The organism is Acidovorax sp. 59, assembly GCF_002754175.1.
GTDB classification, from domain to species: Bacteria; Pseudomonadota; Gammaproteobacteria; order Burkholderiales; family Burkholderiaceae_C; genus Acidovorax; species Acidovorax delafieldii.
On record NZ_PEET01000001.1, the window covers coordinates 1970265 to 1985292 of the forward strand.

General features: G+C 64.9%; 11 protein-coding genes. 2 read left to right on the forward strand and 9 right to left on the reverse strand.

What is annotated here, in order from left to right; genetic code table 11:
* Positions 1–56: 56 nt before the first annotated feature.
* The 5 genes from prmB to dapC all read right to left on the reverse strand — a co-directional run bounded on the left by prmB (position 57) and on the right by dapC (position 5642).
* Positions 57–998 (reverse strand): 50S ribosomal protein L3 N(5)-glutamine methyltransferase, encoded by a 942-nt coding sequence (gene prmB / locus CLU87_RS08840; protein ID WP_099730203.1) that lies wholly within the window; start codon positions 996–998, stop codon positions 57–59.
* Complete coding sequence (dapE, locus tag CLU87_RS08845) at positions 995–2188, reverse strand: succinyl-diaminopimelate desuccinylase (protein WP_099730204.1); 1194 nt, start codon at positions 2186–2188, stop codon at positions 995–997. Before dapE ends, prmB begins: the two co-directional genes overlap by 4 nt.
* A 163-nt stretch (positions 2189–2351) precedes the next feature.
* A complete protein-coding gene (locus CLU87_RS08850; protein ID WP_056062628.1) occupies positions 2352–3515 on the reverse strand; it encodes a PilT/PilU family type 4a pilus ATPase in 1164 nt (387 codons plus the stop codon).
* A gap of 71 nt (positions 3516–3586) precedes the next feature.
* Positions 3587–4420 carry a 2,3,4,5-tetrahydropyridine-2,6-dicarboxylate N-succinyltransferase gene (dapD, locus tag CLU87_RS08855; RefSeq protein WP_056062639.1) on the reverse strand — a complete coding sequence of 278 codons (834 nt, stop codon included), beginning with the start codon at positions 4418–4420 and terminating at the stop codon, positions 3587–3589.
* Between the two features lie 16 nt (positions 4421–4436).
* Positions 4437–5642, reverse strand: coding sequence for a succinyldiaminopimelate transaminase (dapC, locus tag CLU87_RS08860; protein WP_056062643.1), 1206 nt, complete (start codon positions 5640–5642; stop codon positions 4437–4439).
* 181 nt (positions 5643–5823) lie between these two features.
* On the opposite strand from dapC, the gene CLU87_RS08865 reads away from it, so the two are divergent.
* Complete coding sequence (locus CLU87_RS08865; protein ID WP_099730205.1) at positions 5824–7311, forward strand: methyl-accepting chemotaxis protein; 1488 nt, start codon at positions 5824–5826, stop codon at positions 7309–7311.
* A 43-nt stretch (positions 7312–7354) separates the two neighbouring features.
* Here the strand turns inward: CLU87_RS08865 and rsxB are convergent, their stop codons facing one another.
* The 3 genes from rsxB to CLU87_RS08880 form a co-directional block, all read right to left on the reverse strand.
* Complete coding sequence (gene rsxB, locus CLU87_RS08870; RefSeq protein ID WP_099730206.1) at positions 7355–8062, reverse strand: electron transport complex subunit RsxB; 708 nt, start codon at positions 8060–8062, stop codon at positions 7355–7357.
* On the reverse strand, positions 8059–9672 hold the full coding sequence (locus CLU87_RS08875) for a polyhydroxyalkanoate depolymerase (RefSeq protein ID WP_099730207.1): 1614 nt from the start codon (positions 9670–9672) through the stop codon (positions 8059–8061). Before CLU87_RS08875 ends, rsxB begins: the two co-directional genes overlap by 4 nt.
* A gap of 205 nt (positions 9673–9877) precedes the next feature.
* Positions 9878–10966 (reverse strand): GTP pyrophosphokinase family protein, encoded by a 1089-nt coding sequence (locus CLU87_RS08880; protein ID WP_099730208.1) that lies wholly within the window; start codon positions 10964–10966, stop codon positions 9878–9880.
* A 214-nt stretch (positions 10967–11180) separates the two neighbouring features.
* Here CLU87_RS08880 and CLU87_RS23620 point away from each other — a divergent pair, with 214 nt between their 5' ends.
* The gene (locus CLU87_RS23620; protein WP_099730209.1) at positions 11181–14015 is read left to right on the forward strand and encodes an EAL domain-containing protein; all 2835 of its coding nucleotides are present in this window, start codon (positions 11181–11183) and stop codon (positions 14013–14015) included.
* On the opposite strand, the gene dusA is transcribed toward CLU87_RS23620, so the two are convergent.
* Positions 14008–15012 carry a tRNA dihydrouridine(20/20a) synthase DusA gene (dusA, locus tag CLU87_RS08890; RefSeq protein ID WP_233193741.1) on the reverse strand — a complete coding sequence of 335 codons (1005 nt, stop codon included), beginning with the start codon at positions 15010–15012 and terminating at the stop codon, positions 14008–14010. The two genes, CLU87_RS23620 and dusA, sit on opposite strands and share 8 nt — an antisense overlap.
* Between the last annotated feature and the right edge of the window lie 16 nt (positions 15013–15028).

Sequence of the window (15028 nt, forward strand, 5' to 3'; positions counted from 1 at the left end):
CAGCGCAACTGCCAACGGCACAGCCGCTGCTGCTGCCAAAGGTGGCGTAAAGGGCTCTATTGTGCCGTGAGCCGGGTTTGGGCAGCCAGCGCCTGCCGGGTGACCAGCAAAACCTGGTCTTCTCCTGCACTGGTATCGAGCCAGAAAACCGGCAATTGCGGAAAGGCCGCCTCGAAATAGGCGCGCTCGTTGCCGATCTCCAGAATGATCACGGCGTCTTTGCTCATGCAAGCGGGCGCGGCGGCAAACAGCTGGCGCACAAAGTCCATGCCGTCCTTGCCACCGGCGAGGGCCAGTTCGGGCTCTGCGCGGTATTCGCTAGGTAGCACGGCCATGCTGTCGGCGTTGACGTAGGGCGGGTTGCACAGGATCAGGTCCCAGGGGCCGGGCAGGGCACTCAGTCCATCGGACAACTGCAAGGTGATACGGTCCTGCAGCCCATGTGTGTCCACATTGATGCGTGCCACGGCCAAGGCGTCGGGCGAAATATCGGCACCGGTCACTTCGACTTCGGGCCAGGCCATCGCCGCCAGCACAGCCAGGCTGCCGTTGCCCGTGCAAAGGTCCAGCACCCGATGGGTGCGGTCGCTCAGGAAATCGTCCACGCTGCCGTCCACCAGCAGCTCTGCAATGAAGCTGCGCGGCACGATGGCGCGCTCGTCCACATAGAACGGCACGCCCTGGAGCCAGGCCTCGCGCGTGAGGTAGGCGGCTGGCTTGCGACTGGCAATGCGTTCTTCAAAAAGTGTAGCAACCAAGGCTTTTTCAGCGGGCGCTACCGGCTTGTTTTTGATGGACTCTGGTGCATCGGAGAGGTCGCTATCCAGCGGCAGGCCCAGGCGCCACAACACGAGCCATGCAGCTTCGTCGTGCGCATTGGTGGTGCCATGGCCGAACGAGACGCCGGCCGACTCCAGCAGCTGAGAGCCCCATTCGATCAGGGCGCCAACGGTGTCACCTGCAACTGCCGGTGGGTGGTGGCTGGGTGCCTTGCTCATGCGGCCACCGCCTGGGCCGTCAGGGCCTGTGCATGCAGGTTCTCCAGCGTGCGGCGGTAGATGTTCTTGAGCGGCTCGATATCGGCCACCACCACATGCTCGTCGATCTTGTGGATCGTTGCGTTGGACGGGCCCAGTTCGATCACCTGGGGGCAGATCTGCGCAATGAAACGCCCGTCGCTGGTACCACCGGTGGTGGAGAGTTCGGTGGTGATACCCGTCTCGGAGGCGATGGCCTGCTGCACAGCGCCCACCAGTTCACCGGGCGTTGTGAGGAAGGGCTGGCCGCCCAGCGTCCAGCGCAGGTCATATTCGAGGCCGTGGCGGTCAAGCACGGCGTGCACGCGCTGCTGCAGCCCCTCTGCCGTCGATTCGGTCGAGAAGCGGAAGTTGAAGTCGATCACCACCTCACCCGGAATCACGTTGGTGGCGCCGGTGCCGCCATGGATGTTGCTGATCTGCCAGCTGGTGGGCGGAAAGAAGGCATTGCCGTTGTCCCACATGGTGGAGGCCAGTTCTGCCAGGGCGGGCAGGGCCTGGTGGATGGGGTTGCGGGCCAGTTGTGGGTAGGCGATGTGGCCTTGGACACCGCGGACGCTGAGCTTGCCACTCAAGGTGCCACGCCGTCCATTCTTGATCATGTCACCGGTTTTCTCGACCGAGGTCGGTTCGCCCACGATGCAGTAATCAAGCTTTTCGCCACGCGCCTGGAGCTGCTCGACCACGACCTTGGTGCCGTCAACGGAAGGACCTTCCTCGTCACTGGTCAGCAAAAAGGCCAGCTCGATCAGCGGTGCGGGCGTGGCGGCCAGGAACTCTTCCACCGCGACCACAAAGGCTGCGATGGAGGTCTTCATGTCGCTCGCACCCCGGCCATAGAGCTTGCCGTCCTTGTGGGTGGGCACGAACGGGTCGCTGCTCCACTGGGCCAGAGGCCCGGTGGGGACGACATCGGTATGGCCTGCGAATACTACTGTTTTGATAGCGGATGAGGCATGATTCACTAGCGCTACCGGTCGCTTTGCCCACAAATTGCTGACACGGAAGTCTGTGGGGCCACTGTCCAGTCGTTCGCACACAAACCCGAGCGGAGCGAGCCGTGTGGCCAGCAGATCCAGGCAGCCAGCGTCCTCCGGCGTGATGGAGGGCAGGGAGATGAGCTGTTCAGCCAGGTGCAGGGTACGGGACATGGGATGGGGTCAGGGAATGGAGACCGGCAGCCGGGCTGCGATCATGGATACAGGCATTGGCGCTGCGTGGCCCAGCCCAGAGCCGCCAAGCAGGGGATGCCAGGCACCGAGCGCGTCGTCCTCCTTGAGGGAGGGCTCCGCAGGCCGCTCAAGGCGCGTCACATCACGCCGCCGGCTTGACGTCCAGCACGATCTCGGTGAACGACGGTGCATCGTCGGGTGCATCGCGTGCTTCTTTCTGGGCCTTGGCGGCGTTGGCGGCCAGGGAAAAGTCGTTTTGCAGGCGCCACATCAGGTTGGTGGGCGAATCGGCGTAGGCCATGCCTTCCTTGCGGTCGATCTGCGCATCCATGATGAGGCGGGCCAGCGCTTCTTCAAAGGTCTGCGATCCTTCGGCCATGGATTTTTCCATGGCCTCGCGGACGCCCGAGAAGTCGCCTTTTTCGATGAGATCGGACACCAGCTTGGTGTTGAGCATGACTTCAACTGCCGGCACCCGGCCGCCGTCGGTCTTGCGCACCAGACGCTGGGAAACCACGGCTTTGAGTGCCGATGCCAGGTCGCCCAGCATGGTGGGTCGTACTTCGACGGGGTAGAACGACAAGATGCGGTTGAGCGCGTGGTAGCTGTTGTTGCCGTGCAGCGTGGCCAGGCACAGGTGACCCGACTGCGCATAGGCAATGGCGGCCGACATGGTTTCACGGTCGCGGATTTCACCGATCAGGATCACGTCGGGTGCCTGGCGCAGCGCGTTTTTCAGGGCCGTCTGCAGGGACTGGGTGTCGCTGCCGATCTCGCGCTGGTTGACGATGGATTTCTTGTTCTTGAACTGGTATTCGACCGGGTCCTCGATGGTGAGGATGTGGCCTGTGAGCGCCTCGTTGCGGGTGTCGATCATCGACGCCAGCGAAGTGCTCTTGCCGGAACCCGTGGCACCCACCATCAGGATCAGTCCGCGTTTTTCCAAGATGAGTTCGCGCATCACCGGGGGCAGGCCCAAGGAATCGAACTCGGGAATCTGTTGCGAGATGAAGCGGATCACCACCGCATAGCTGCCACGCTGGCGCATGGCGCTGACCCGGAAGCGGCCCACGCCGCTGAGTGGCACACCCATATTGAGTTCGCCGGTTTCTTCCAGCTCTTCGATACGGTCCGGGGGGACCACTTCGGACAGCAGGTTGCGCGGCGCATCGGGCGGCAGGATCTGGTTGTTGATGGGCACGCACTCGCCGTTGATCTTGATCAGCGCGGGCGCGTTGGCCGACAGATAGACGTCGGAGGCCTTTTTCTCTGCCATCAGGCGAAGAATTCGTTCCATCGTGCTCATGGTGTTTCCCTCTTGTTGTCAGTCTCTGTCGGTGGGGCGAACGGCCCGGGCCGTCCGCAGGTCCCCGTCAATCAGTCGCGCAGCAGGTCGTTGATGCTGGTCTTGGAGCGCGTTTGCGCATCGACCTGCTTGACGATGATGGCGGCGTACATGCTGTAGGGCGTGCCGTTGGCGGCCGTCTTGGGCAGGTTGCCGCTCACCACCACCGAGCCCGAGGGCACGCGGCCGTAGCTGATTTCGCCGGTGGCGCGGTTGAAGATCGGGGTGCTCTGGCCCAGGTACACGCCCATGCCCAGCACGGAATTCTCTTCCACCACCACGCCTTCGACCACCTCGGAGCGGGCGCCGATGAAGCAGTTGTCTTCAATGATGGTGGGGCCGGCCTGCAGAGGCTCCAGCACACCGCCAATGCCCACGCCACCCGACAGGTGCACGTTGGAGCCAATCTGTGCGCACGAACCCACGGTGGCCCAGGTGTCGACCATGGTGCCTTCGCCCACGTAGGCGCCGATGTTCACGTACGACGGCATCAGGATCGCGCCCTTGGCGATGAAGCTGCCACGGCGGGCGACAGCCGGCGGCACCACGCGCACGCCGGTGGCTTTCATTTCTTCTTCGGACAGGTGGGCAAACTTGGTTTGCACCTTGTCGTAAAAGCCCAGGTCGCCAGCCTTGACGACTTCGTTGTCCTTCAGGCGGAACGACAGCAGCACGGCCTTCTTGATCCACTGGTGCACGGTCCACTGGCCCACGCCTTCGCGGGTGGCCACGCGCAGCTTGCCGTTGTTCAGCTCGGCAATCACGTGCTCGACGGCGTCCTGGATCTCCTTGGGGGCGGCGGCGGGCGAGAGGCTGGCGCGGTTGTCCCAGGCGTTGTCGATGAGGGTTTGGAGTTGTTGGGTCATGTTGTTGTCGATCAGATCAGGCAGTACGGGATTGGATGAATTGCACGATGCGCAGCGCAGCTTCCACGCATTCTTCGGCTTCGGCCACCAGGGCCATACGCACGCGCTGGGCGCCGGGGTTGCTCCCCTGGGCCTCGCGGGCCAGGTAGCTGCCGGGCAGCACCGTGACATTGTATTGAGCCAGCAGGGCGCGCGCGAACTCGGCATCGTCCATCCCCAGGGCTTCCGGTACTTTGGCCCACAGGTAAAAACCGGCATCCGGCAGGGCGACTTCCATCACGCCAGCCAGCAGCGGTGTGACCTGGGCAAACTTCTTGCGGTACAGCGCCCGGTTGTCCACCACGTGCTTTTCATCCCCCCAGGCAGCGATGCTGGCGGCCTGCACGATGGGGCTCATGGCGCTGCCGTGGTAGGTGCGGTAGAGCAAGAACGACTTGATCAGCGCTGCGTCGCCAGCCACGAAGCCGCTGCGCATGCCGGGCACATTGCTGCGTTTGGACAGACTGGTGAAGGAGATCAGGTTCTTGAAGTCGCCGCGCCCCAGCTGCGCCGCAGCCTGCAGGCCGCCCAGGGGCGGCTCGTCGCGGAAATAGATCTCGCTGTAGCACTCGTCCGAGGCAATCACAAAACCGTAGCGGTCGCTCAGCTCAAACAGCTTCTTCCACTCGCTGAGCGGCATCACGGCGCCCGTGGGGTTGCCAGGGGAGCAGACGAAGAGCAGCTGGGTGCGTTGCCACACAGCTTCGGGCACTGCGTCCCAGTTCACCGCAAAGTTGCGGCCGGGGTCGCTGGCCGCGTAGTACGGCTGGGCTCCCGCCAGCAAGGCGGCACCTTCATAGATTTGATAAAACGGATTGGGGCAGACGACCAGCGGCTGGCCTTGCGAGGGATCGATGATGGTCTGCGCAAATGCAAACAGTGCCTCACGCGAGCCGTTGACGGGCAGCACCTGGGTGCCCGGGTCCAGGGTCAGCGCATAGCGCTGTTGTATCCACTGGGTAAAGGCCTCGCGCAGCTTGGGTTCGCCTGCGGTGGCAGGGTAACTGGCCAGTCCGCCCAGGTTGTTACTGAGTGCATCTTTGATGAACTGCGGTGTAGGATGGCGCGGCTCACCCATGCCCAGGCTGATGGGGCTGTAAGCCGCCGGGAGTGTGACTCCCGCAAAGAGTTGCCGCAGCCGCTCGAAGGGGTAAGGCTGGAGTTGGGAGAGCAGGGGATTCATGGAGCGACATTATGGGCGAAGGGCATACGCCCACGGCACGGTGCAGGGTGTCGCGCCGTCCATGGCGAGGGGCGGGGCCAGGTGCGCAGTCAAGCACTGTTTACCCCATGCCGAGTTGTCAATCCGACGTAAGAGCGGGCACATAGCATGGCCCACATTCAAAAACGATAACGGAGACAAGATGTCTGGATTCCTACCGCTGCGCCCCGGGCTCTGGTGGATGCGCAGGTGGCACCTGCCGGGCAAACTGGTGACACTGGGCGTGGTTATGGGTGGCGCCCTGGCGATGGCCGCCGTGGATGCTCCGTGGTGGGCGGTGGCATTGGCAGCCGCCGTGGTTCTGTATGCACTGTGCGCGTTGTATGCGGGTCTGGCATCCGACCTGCAAGGCTTGGCGCATGCGATGGAGCAGACCACACGCGGTGATTTGTGTGCCAGGGCGGGTGTTTATGGGCGGGACGAGGTCGGGTCCATGGCCCAGTCGCTGGACCGCATGGTGCTCGCACTGTCGGCCATGGTGGCCGATATCCGCAGCAATGCTGCGTTGGTGGCCCATGCGGGACAGAGCCTGGCGCAAGGTAACCGGTCGCTGGCCGATCGCACCGAACAGCAGGCGGCCAACCTGGAGCAGACGGCTGCCAGCGTGGAGCAGCTGTCGTCGGCCGTGCAGAACAACGCACAGACCGCGCGCAGCGCCGATGCCCGCGCCGCAGAAGTACGCAAGGCAGCCGACACAGGAGCCGAGGCCATGGCCCGCGCCGTGCAGTCGGTGGAGGCCATCCAGCAAAGCGCGCGCCGCATGACCGAGATCATTGGTGTCATCGACAGCATTGCGTTTCAGACCAACATCCTGGCCCTGAACGCTGCGGTGGAGGCCGCCCGTGCGGGCGAGCAGGGCCGGGGCTTTGCCGTGGTGGCGGGCGAGGTGCGCACGCTGGCCAAGCGCTCGGGTGATGCGGCGCGGGAGATCCGCGAGCTGATCGGCGCCTCGGTCAGCCAGGTGGAGGCCAGCGCCGGGTTGATCCGATCGGCGGGCGAGGGCATTGCCAACATGGCCAGCGGTATCCGCAGCGTGGCGGCGAGCATGACCGAGATCTCCGGCTCCAGCGCCGAGCAAAGCACGGGACTGAGCGAAGTCAGCTCCGCCGTGCAGCAGCTCGATCAGATCACGCAGCACAACGCCCAGATGGTGGGCCACGCGGTCTCCCAGGCCGAGGCGCTGGAGCACCGCGCGTCCACCCTGTCGCAAGCGGTGGCGGCGTTTCGCCTGCAGCAGGGCACAGCCGATGAGGCAGTGGCTCTGGTGAACAAGGCGGTGGCGCTGCACAAGACCAGTTCGCGCGATCAATTCCTGCGCAGCATCACCGACAAGACCCAGCCCTACCATGACCGTGACATGTATGTGTTTGTGCTGGATGCCGGGGGTACCTATCTGGCCTTTGGTGGCAACCCGGCCAAGGTGGGCACGCGGGTGCAAGACATCCCCGGCATTGCAGGCGACCGGCTGGTGAGCGACATCGTGACCCAGGCCGACCGCGCCCCGGGGTGGGTTGAGTACGACATCAACAACCCGGCCACCGGCGCGGTGCAAACCAAGATGTCCTACGTGAGCCGGGTGGGGGACTGGTACGTGGGCTGCGGCGTGTACAAATCGCTGGCCGCGCGATAACCGCAGACAGGCGGTTGCTGGTCCAGCGGACCAGGTGCCGCTCTCAGCGCGCTCCCTTTTCACGCAGTTGCCGTGCGCGCTCCATGGCGGCGGCAATGGCCGCCTTGCGTGCCTCCATGCCCTCGGCGGCCACCGCAGCGGCGGCTGGGCTGTGGGTGGCGGCCGATGTCGAATCGGCCTGCGCTCCGGAGCCTTCGTCCTCTACATCCTCCAGCGGCACCCGCTGACGGTGTTGCTGATACCGCTGTTTGGCTTGGACCGCGAGCGCATCAGACCACGCAGCCCATCCGGTGGCCATGCCGCTGGCGTTGTCGAGCTGGATGCAATCTACCGGGCAGACCGGGATGCACAGCTCGCACCCTGTGCAGTAAGGCTCGATGACGGTGTGCATTTTCTTGTTGGAGCCCACGATGGCGTCGGTGGGGCAGGCCTTGATGCACAAGGTGCAGCCAATGCACCACGTCTCGTCGATGAAGGCCACGCGGCGCGGTGCCTCCACCCCATGGTCGGCGCTCAAGGGCGCCACCGCATGGCCCGTGATGGCGGCCAAGCGGGCCACGCCCTCGGCACCGCCCGGAGGGCACTGGGTGATGGCCGCCTCCCCCTGGGCGATGGCCTGCGCATAGCTGGCGCAGTCGGGATACCCGCAGCGCGTGCACTGCGTCTGGGGCAGGGCGGCATCAATCCGCGCTGCCAAGTCGGTGAGGGCAGCGTGGGATGGGGTCGTGCTGGCAGAGGCGGGGTGGCTCAAGCCTTGCGCGCCTTGCTCTTGCTGCCGCTGCGGGTGGACGGCGCTGCAGTGGCGCTGGTCTGGGCCGTGGCCAGATCAGCGGTGGGCGCCTGCGCTGCACCTGTGGGCGCCGCGGCGGGCTGCACCCAGCGGGTGGCCACAGCGGTGGCCGCCACGGGCTTGGCCGCAGCGCGGACTGGAGCAGGCTTGGCTGCTGCCGTAGGCGCCTTGGTCGCCTTGATCACCTTGGTGGCGGCGGGTTTGGCTGCCGGTGCGGGCTTGCTGGCAACCTTGGCAGGGGCCGGTGCAGGGCTGGCGAGCCTGGGGGCCGGTGTGGACGTTGCGGCCACAGTGGCGGGCTTGGCAGGCAACTCGTGTTCCAGGATGAATGCGCGCACCTTGGGGTACACGATGTCGCGCCAGCGGCGGCCACTGAAGATACCGTAGTGGCCTGCGCCCTTGGCTTCCAGGTGGCGTTGCTCCTTGCGCACGATGCCGCTGCACAGGTCGTGGGCCGCTTCGGTCTGGCCCGAGCCAGAGATGTCGTCCAGCTCGCCTTCCACCGTGAAGAGGGCTGTGGTCTTGATGTCTTGCGGACGCACGCGCTCCAGCTTGCCGGCGGGTGAGCGCACATCCCAGGTGCCGTTCACCAGCTTGTAATCCTGGAACACGGTCTGGATGGTTTCGAGGTAGTAGTCCGCATCCATGTCCAGCACGGCGTTGTACTCGTCGTAGAACTTGCGGTGCGCCTCGGCACTTGCGTCGTCGCCCTTGATCAGGTCCTTGAAATAATCGTAGTGGCTGGTCGCATGGCGGTCCGGGTTCATGGCCACAAAACCGGTGTACTGCAAAAACCCCGGGTACACGCGGCGGCCCGCGCCGGGGAATTTCTCCGGCACGCGGTAGATCACGTTGTTCTCAAACCACTCGTAGCTGCGGTTGGTCGCCAGATTGTTCACTGCCGTGGGCGACTTGCGAGCGTCGATCGGGCCACCCATCATGGTCATCGTCAGGGGCGTTTTCTCGCCGCGGCTGGCCATCAGCGACACGGCTGCCAATACGGGCACCGTCGGTTGGCACACACTGATCACGTGGCAGTTGCCGTAGATGCCTTGCAGATGGCGGATGAAGTCCTGCACGTAGTTGACGTAGTCGTCGAGGTGGAATTCCCCCTCCGACAGCGGCACCAGGCGGGCGTTCTTCCAGTCGGTGATGTAGACCTTGTGGTCCTTGAGCATGGTGCGTACGGTGTCGCGCAGAAGCGTGGCGTAATGACCCGAGAGCGGTGCCACGATCAGCACCACGGGCTGGCCCTTGAGCTTGGTCAGCGTGGCAGGGTCGTCCGAAAAGCGCTTGAAGCGGCGCAGCTCGCAAAACGGCTTGTCGACCTCAATGCGTTCATGGATAGCGACACCGATACCGTCCACGTCGACCGTGTGGATGTCGAAGGCGGGCTTTTCGTAGTCCTTGCCCAGGCGGTAGAGCAGGTCGTAACCGGCAGCCATGCGCTGTGCCGCCGAGGTCTGGCTCAGCGGCGAGACGGGGTTGCTGAACAACTTGGAAGCCGCCTGCGCAAAATCTGTGAAGGGCTCCATCAAGGAGCGCTGGGTTTCGTAGAGGTGGTACAGCATGGGGCGAAACTCCGTTTTGTTGCAGTGCAATATAGCAGCACTTGGTAACAAGCGCATGGAGTAAAACCACCAATGTCCAGTCGCCTATGCGACAAATTGACGCGGCCCCAGGGGTGGAGCGCCGGTTCGTCGATGAAGGCTGCGAAGCTATTAAAAATGATAGCGACTCAGGCAATTAGCACTAGCGCTTGCGCCGATTTTCGCCTCAACCCTGCACTTTGGGCTCTGCGTTGTCGCTCAGCCAGGCCTCGAACGACTCGCGGGCCGAGTTGCGCAATGCGGGGCGGAACGCCGTCTTGTTACTCAGATACAGGCAATGCCGGATCACGGTGTACGGGTTGAAGCTGCCTTGCGGGTTTTGCTCTTCAAAGTGCTGCTTGTAGCGCTTGACCACTCCGATCGTCTCGCGCATCAAACTGTTAAAGCGCGCACGTGTCATGCCGGCTGACCAGGCCTGGATGTCGTCCACAAACCCATCGACCTTGGACGGCTCGAATTCGAAGTCCTTGAAAAAATGCGTGGCGATCTTCAAGAACGTGAACGCGTTCAGTTCGCTACTGGTGGCGGCTGCGCGGGTGGGAGCCTGCAAATCGGCGGCGACATCGGTTGCGGGTTCGGCGGTTTCATCGGGGGCCTGCAGCAGCTCGGCCGCCGTGGCATCGCGGATCTGGCGGAACTCGCGGTCGGCCAGCTCGAACAGGGCGGACAGCACGTTGATGCGCCGCTTGAGCTGGCCCGGGATGGATTTTTTGTACTTAATCTTGTGGTCCAGCACGCTCCACGAGTCCTGGATGATGGTGCGCACCTGCAGCTCGAAGGGCCACTCGGCATAGGCCGCGTGCTCCGGCAGGTCGCGTTCGGCCACGCTCAGCCGCAGGTCCAGGTGCAGCCCTTTGTAGCCGAAGGACGCCTCGGTGCTTTCCACCGCCGAGACCTTGTCGGTCACGTCGATCACAGCGAAATGGGCGCGCACGATCTGGGCAATCTTCTCCAGCTCGTCTTCATACAGGCACACCACCCGCACGCCAATCAGGTCGGTGATGTAAGTCTCTATGTCGTAGGGGGTGTTGCTCTCTTCCAGCGCCGGACGGTATTTGCGCACGAACTTGCGCACGCATTCGTCCACATCCTTCACGCGGCCCTCCACCTTGGTGATGTCCACGCCGCCCGCCTGGGTTACCACCGCCGCCACCCGCGCGGTCAGCGCTGCACAGGCGTCTTCCAGCGCAACCGCCTGCGCGGTGTACCAGCTGCGAAATTGGGATTCCTCCAGGTCGAAATCGAGCGATGCCATGCCAGGCCTTTGTGGTGGGTATTGCCAGGGTTGATACGGGAAGTGGGTGCGGGCGCATAGCCCTTGGCCCAGCGGGTGCGAGCATAAACGGCATGCAGGGACCCGGCCTGTGCAGTTTGCGCGCAAATGCCCCTTTTCGGCGCAGGACAGATGCTCATAATGGGGCAGCACCGCCGGTGCACGATGCCGGTGCATCGAAGTCACACCATCCACCATGACACCTCACCCAGCCCCCGACAACGATGACCTCGCCGCGCCAGGGCAGGCGGCATGGGGGTCTGAAGGGGTTGCGGGCACCAGCAACCACCGCTGGTTGCCCGTGGTGCTGCCCCCACTGATCGCGCTGCTGACCCTGGGGCTGACCTTCCTGTACTGGCAGAGCGAAGAAAAGAACACAAGGACCAAGCGCGAGCAGAACTTTGAGGTGGCGGCCGACCAGATTGCCTACAACCTCAAGGACCGCATGGCGACCTACGAGGTGGTGTTGCGCGGCGTCAAGGGCTACTTTGAGGGCTCGGAGCGCATCGATCGCGAGGAGTTTCAGGCCTATGTGAGCGCGCTGCAGCTGCAGGCAACCCGTCCTGGGCTGCAGGGGGTGTCGCTGATTCTGCAGTTTCCTGGCAAGGCGCTCGCTGCCCATCTGGAGGACATGCGCCAGCGCGGTTTTGACCAATATGCAGTGCGACCGCCCGGCGAGCGCGAGTGGCTGGCACCCATCACCCACATCGAGCCGCTGGAGGGCCCCAACCTCAAGGCGCTGGGACTGGATGTGTTGACCATTCCCCCCGCCAAGGAGGCGCTGGACCGGGCCCGTGACACCGGAGCGCTGGCGTTGTCCGGGCGACTGACCCTGATGCAAAACGCTGCCCCTGGGCTGGTCATGTACATGCCCCTGTACCGCGCCGACGCTGACAACAGCAAGGTGGAAGGGCGTCGGCAGGGACTGGCGGGCTGGGTGTCCGCTCCGTTTCGCATGGAGGACGTGATCCATGGCATGTCCCGGGAGTTTGACGCGGACATCGGCCTGCAGATCACCGACAGCACCCCGGACGCGGGTGCGGCATCCCCCGGCACCGGACCAGGAGATGCCGGTGCCGGAGCGGGCGCGCTGCTGTTCAGCAACCTGAAGACACCGGCCCAAGGCGCTGGCGCCCCGGCGTTGCAAGCGCGGCGCGAGCTGGAGCTGGGCGGGCGCCGCTGGACCTTGCACATGGCCCCACTACCGGGCTTTGCGCAGCGCTTTCAGGACGATGGACACCACCCGGTGGCGCTTTTGGGCACGGTGCTGAGCCTGATCCTTGCGTGGTTCACCTGGCTGCTGGCCACGGGGCGCGAGCGTGCGGTGGCACTGGCGCGCGACATGACGGCCGAACTGCGCGCCACCCGGGATGACCTGGAGAGCACGCTCAGCGCCATTCCTGATCTGTTGTTCGAACTGGGGCTGGACGGCTGCATCCACCACTACCGGTCGGCACGATCGGGAGAGCTGGCTGTGCCGCCAGAGATGTTTCTGGGCCGCCTGCTGCGCGATGTGGTCCCCCCCGAAGCCGCCGCCGGCTGCCATGCGGCGCTGCAAGCGGCCCACCAGACCGGGTACTCGTCAGGCCACCAGTTCCGGCTGGAGCTGGGCGGGGTGACCCACTGGTTTGAGTTGTCGATTGCGCGCAAGGAGAGCGCCGCCCCGGGCGACGAACCTCGGTTCATCGCGCTGTCGCGCGACATCACCGAACGCAAGCAGGCCGAGGCGCGGTCACACCAGCTGGCGTACTTTGACGCGCTCACCGGCCTGCCCAACCGGCGCATGCTGCTGGACCGCATGGAACACGCACTGGCCAATGCCCGGAAGGCCGCCCAGGTGGGGGCGGTGCTCTACATCGACCTGGACAACTTCAAGCAGATCAACGATGCACGGGGCCACACGGTGGGCGACATGCTGCTCATGCAGGTGGCCCAGCGGCTCACGCAGCTGCAACGCCCGGGCGACACCGTGGCGCGCCTGGGTGGGGACGAGTTTGTGGTGCTGGTGCACAACGTGGCGTCGGACATGGAGTCCGCCGGGCGCGCTGCGCTGCTGGTGGCCGAGGAGATGCGCGCCGCACTGGAAGCGCCTTACACCATCGACACCCACCTCTACAGCACCACCGGCAGCATCGGCATCACGCTCTTCCCCAAGCGGGGCGAGGGTGTGGAAGACCTTCTGCGGGAGGCCGACACGGCCATGTACCGCGCCAAGGACCTGGGTCGCAACCGCATCCGCTTTTACGAAGCCGCGATGCAGGCCGACGTGCAGGAGCGCCTGGCGCTGGAGCAGGACCTGAAAAAAGCGCAAACCCTGGGCCAGTTGGCCGCCTTTGTGCAAAACCAGGTGGACGCCGCGGGCAACGTCGTGGGCGGCGAGCTGCTGATGCGCTGGGACCACCCCGTGCGCGGCAATGTCCCGCCCAGCCGCTTCATCCCCATCGCCGAGGCCTCGGGCCTCATCCTGCGCATGGGCGACTGGATGATCCAGCAGGCCTGTGAGACCCTGGCACGCTTGCAGGTGGCAGGGCACGCGCTGTCGCTGTCCGTCAACGTGAGCGAGCGGCAGTTCCGCCAGGACGACTTTGTGGAGCGCGTGCGCCACATCCTGGCCCACACCGGCGCCAACCCGGCCCACCTGATCTTGGAGGTGACCGAAAGCCTGCTCATCGAAGACCTGGACGACACCATCGCCCGCATGACCGAGATCGTCCAGCTGGGCGTGCGTTTCTCCATCGACGACTTTGGCACCGGCTATTCGAGCCTGGCCTACCTCAAGCGGCTCCCGCTCTACGAGCTCAAGATCGACAAGAGCTTTGTGGACGACACGCCCGACGACCCCAATGACACGGCCATCGTGCAGTCCATCATCTCGGTGGCCCGCCATCTCAACCTGCGCGTGGTGGCCGAGGGGGTGGAGACCCGCGCCCAGGCCGACTTTCTGGTCGAAAGCCAGTGCGAGTGCCTGCAGGGCTACCTCTTCGGGCGGCCCGAGCCGCTGGCGGCCTGGGTGGGGCGGCTGACTAAGTAGTCACGGAGTCCAGTGTTGCGGGCTCAGCGCTGGGCTCCGACGCTCCACTGGCATAGGCCTGCATTGCCAGCGCATGCACTTCCCGCGCGGGGCGGTCCTTGAGCAGATGGTTGCTCCACACCTGGCGCCAGATGCGGGCGCCGGGCAGGCTGTGGCGCAGGCCCAGCATGTGGCGGGCGATGTGGGGCCAGGGGGTGCCGTGCTGTGCGGCCTCACGCTCCATGTATTCCACCATCGCCAGCTCCACTTCCTCTCGGGTCAGGGGGCAGGGGGCGCCGCCGTAGTAGAGCTGGTCCCAGCGCGCCAGCCACCAGGGGTTGTGGTACGCCTCGCGGCCGATCATCACGCCGTCCAGGTGTTGCAGCTGTTCCTGCACCACCGCGTCGGCGGTGATACCGCCGTTGATGGCGATGGTGAACTGCGGAAACTCGGCCTTGAGGCGGTGGACCACCTCGTAGCGCAGCGGCGGGATGTCGCGGTTTTCCTTGGGGGAGAGGCCCTGCAGCCACGCGTTGCGCGCATGCACGATGAACACGGTGCACCCGGCCTCGGCCACAGTGCCGACGAAGTCGCGCACAAAGCCGTAGTCCTCCACCTTGTCGATGCCGATGCGGTGCTTGACGGTGACGGGCACGCTGACCACGTCCTTCATGGCCTTGACGCCGTCGGCCACCAGCTGGGGGGCCTTCATCAGGCTGGCGCCAAAGGCACCGCGCTGTACGCGGTCGCTGGGGCAACCGCAATTGAGGTTGATTTCGTCGTAGCCCCATTCCTCACCCAGTCTGGCGGCCTGGGCGAGCTTGTCGGGCTCGTTGCCGCCCAGCTGCAGGGCTACGGGGTGCTCTTCGGCGTTGAAGCGCAGGTGGCGCTCGGTGCCGCCATACAGGATGCCGCCCGCGTTCACCATCTCGGTGTACAGCAGCGTCTGGCGCGTAAGCAGCCGGTGAAAGTAACGGCAGTGGCGGTCAGTCCAGTCCATCATGGGGGCGACGGACATGCGCCAGGGGCTCAGG

What these genes read in the sequence shown, in the direction of transcription:
- prmB (WP_099730203.1), bottom strand. Translation starts at nt 998, where the DNA reads ATGAGCAAGGCACCCAGCCACCACCCACCGGCAGTTGCAGGTGACACC.
- dapE (WP_099730204.1), bottom strand. Translation starts at nt 2,188, where the DNA reads ATGTCCCGTACCCTGCACCTGGCTGAACAGCTCATCTCCCTGCCCTCC.
- CLU87_RS08850 (WP_056062628.1), bottom strand. Translation starts at nt 3,515, where the DNA reads ATGAGCACGATGGAACGAATTCTTCGCCTGATGGCAGAGAAAAAGGCC.
- dapD (WP_056062639.1), bottom strand. Translation starts at nt 4,420, where the DNA reads ATGACCCAACAACTCCAAACCCTCATCGACAACGCCTGGGACAACCGC.
- dapC (WP_056062643.1), bottom strand. Translation starts at nt 5,642, where the DNA reads ATGAATCCCCTGCTCTCCCAACTCCAGCCTTACCCCTTCGAGCGGCTG.
- CLU87_RS08865 (WP_099730205.1), top strand. Translation starts at nt 5,824, where the DNA reads ATGTCTGGATTCCTACCGCTGCGCCCCGGGCTCTGGTGGATGCGCAGG.
- CLU87_RS08875 (WP_099730207.1), bottom strand. Translation starts at nt 9,672, where the DNA reads ATGCTGTACCACCTCTACGAAACCCAGCGCTCCTTGATGGAGCCCTTC.
- CLU87_RS08880 (WP_099730208.1), bottom strand. Translation starts at nt 10,966, where the DNA reads ATGGCATCGCTCGATTTCGACCTGGAGGAATCCCAATTTCGCAGCTGG.
- CLU87_RS23620 (WP_099730209.1), top strand. Translation starts at nt 11,181, where the DNA reads ATGACACCTCACCCAGCCCCCGACAACGATGACCTCGCCGCGCCAGGG.
- dusA (WP_233193741.1), bottom strand. Translation starts at nt 15,012, where the DNA reads ATGTCCGTCGCCCCCATGATGGACTGGACTGACCGCCACTGCCGTTAC.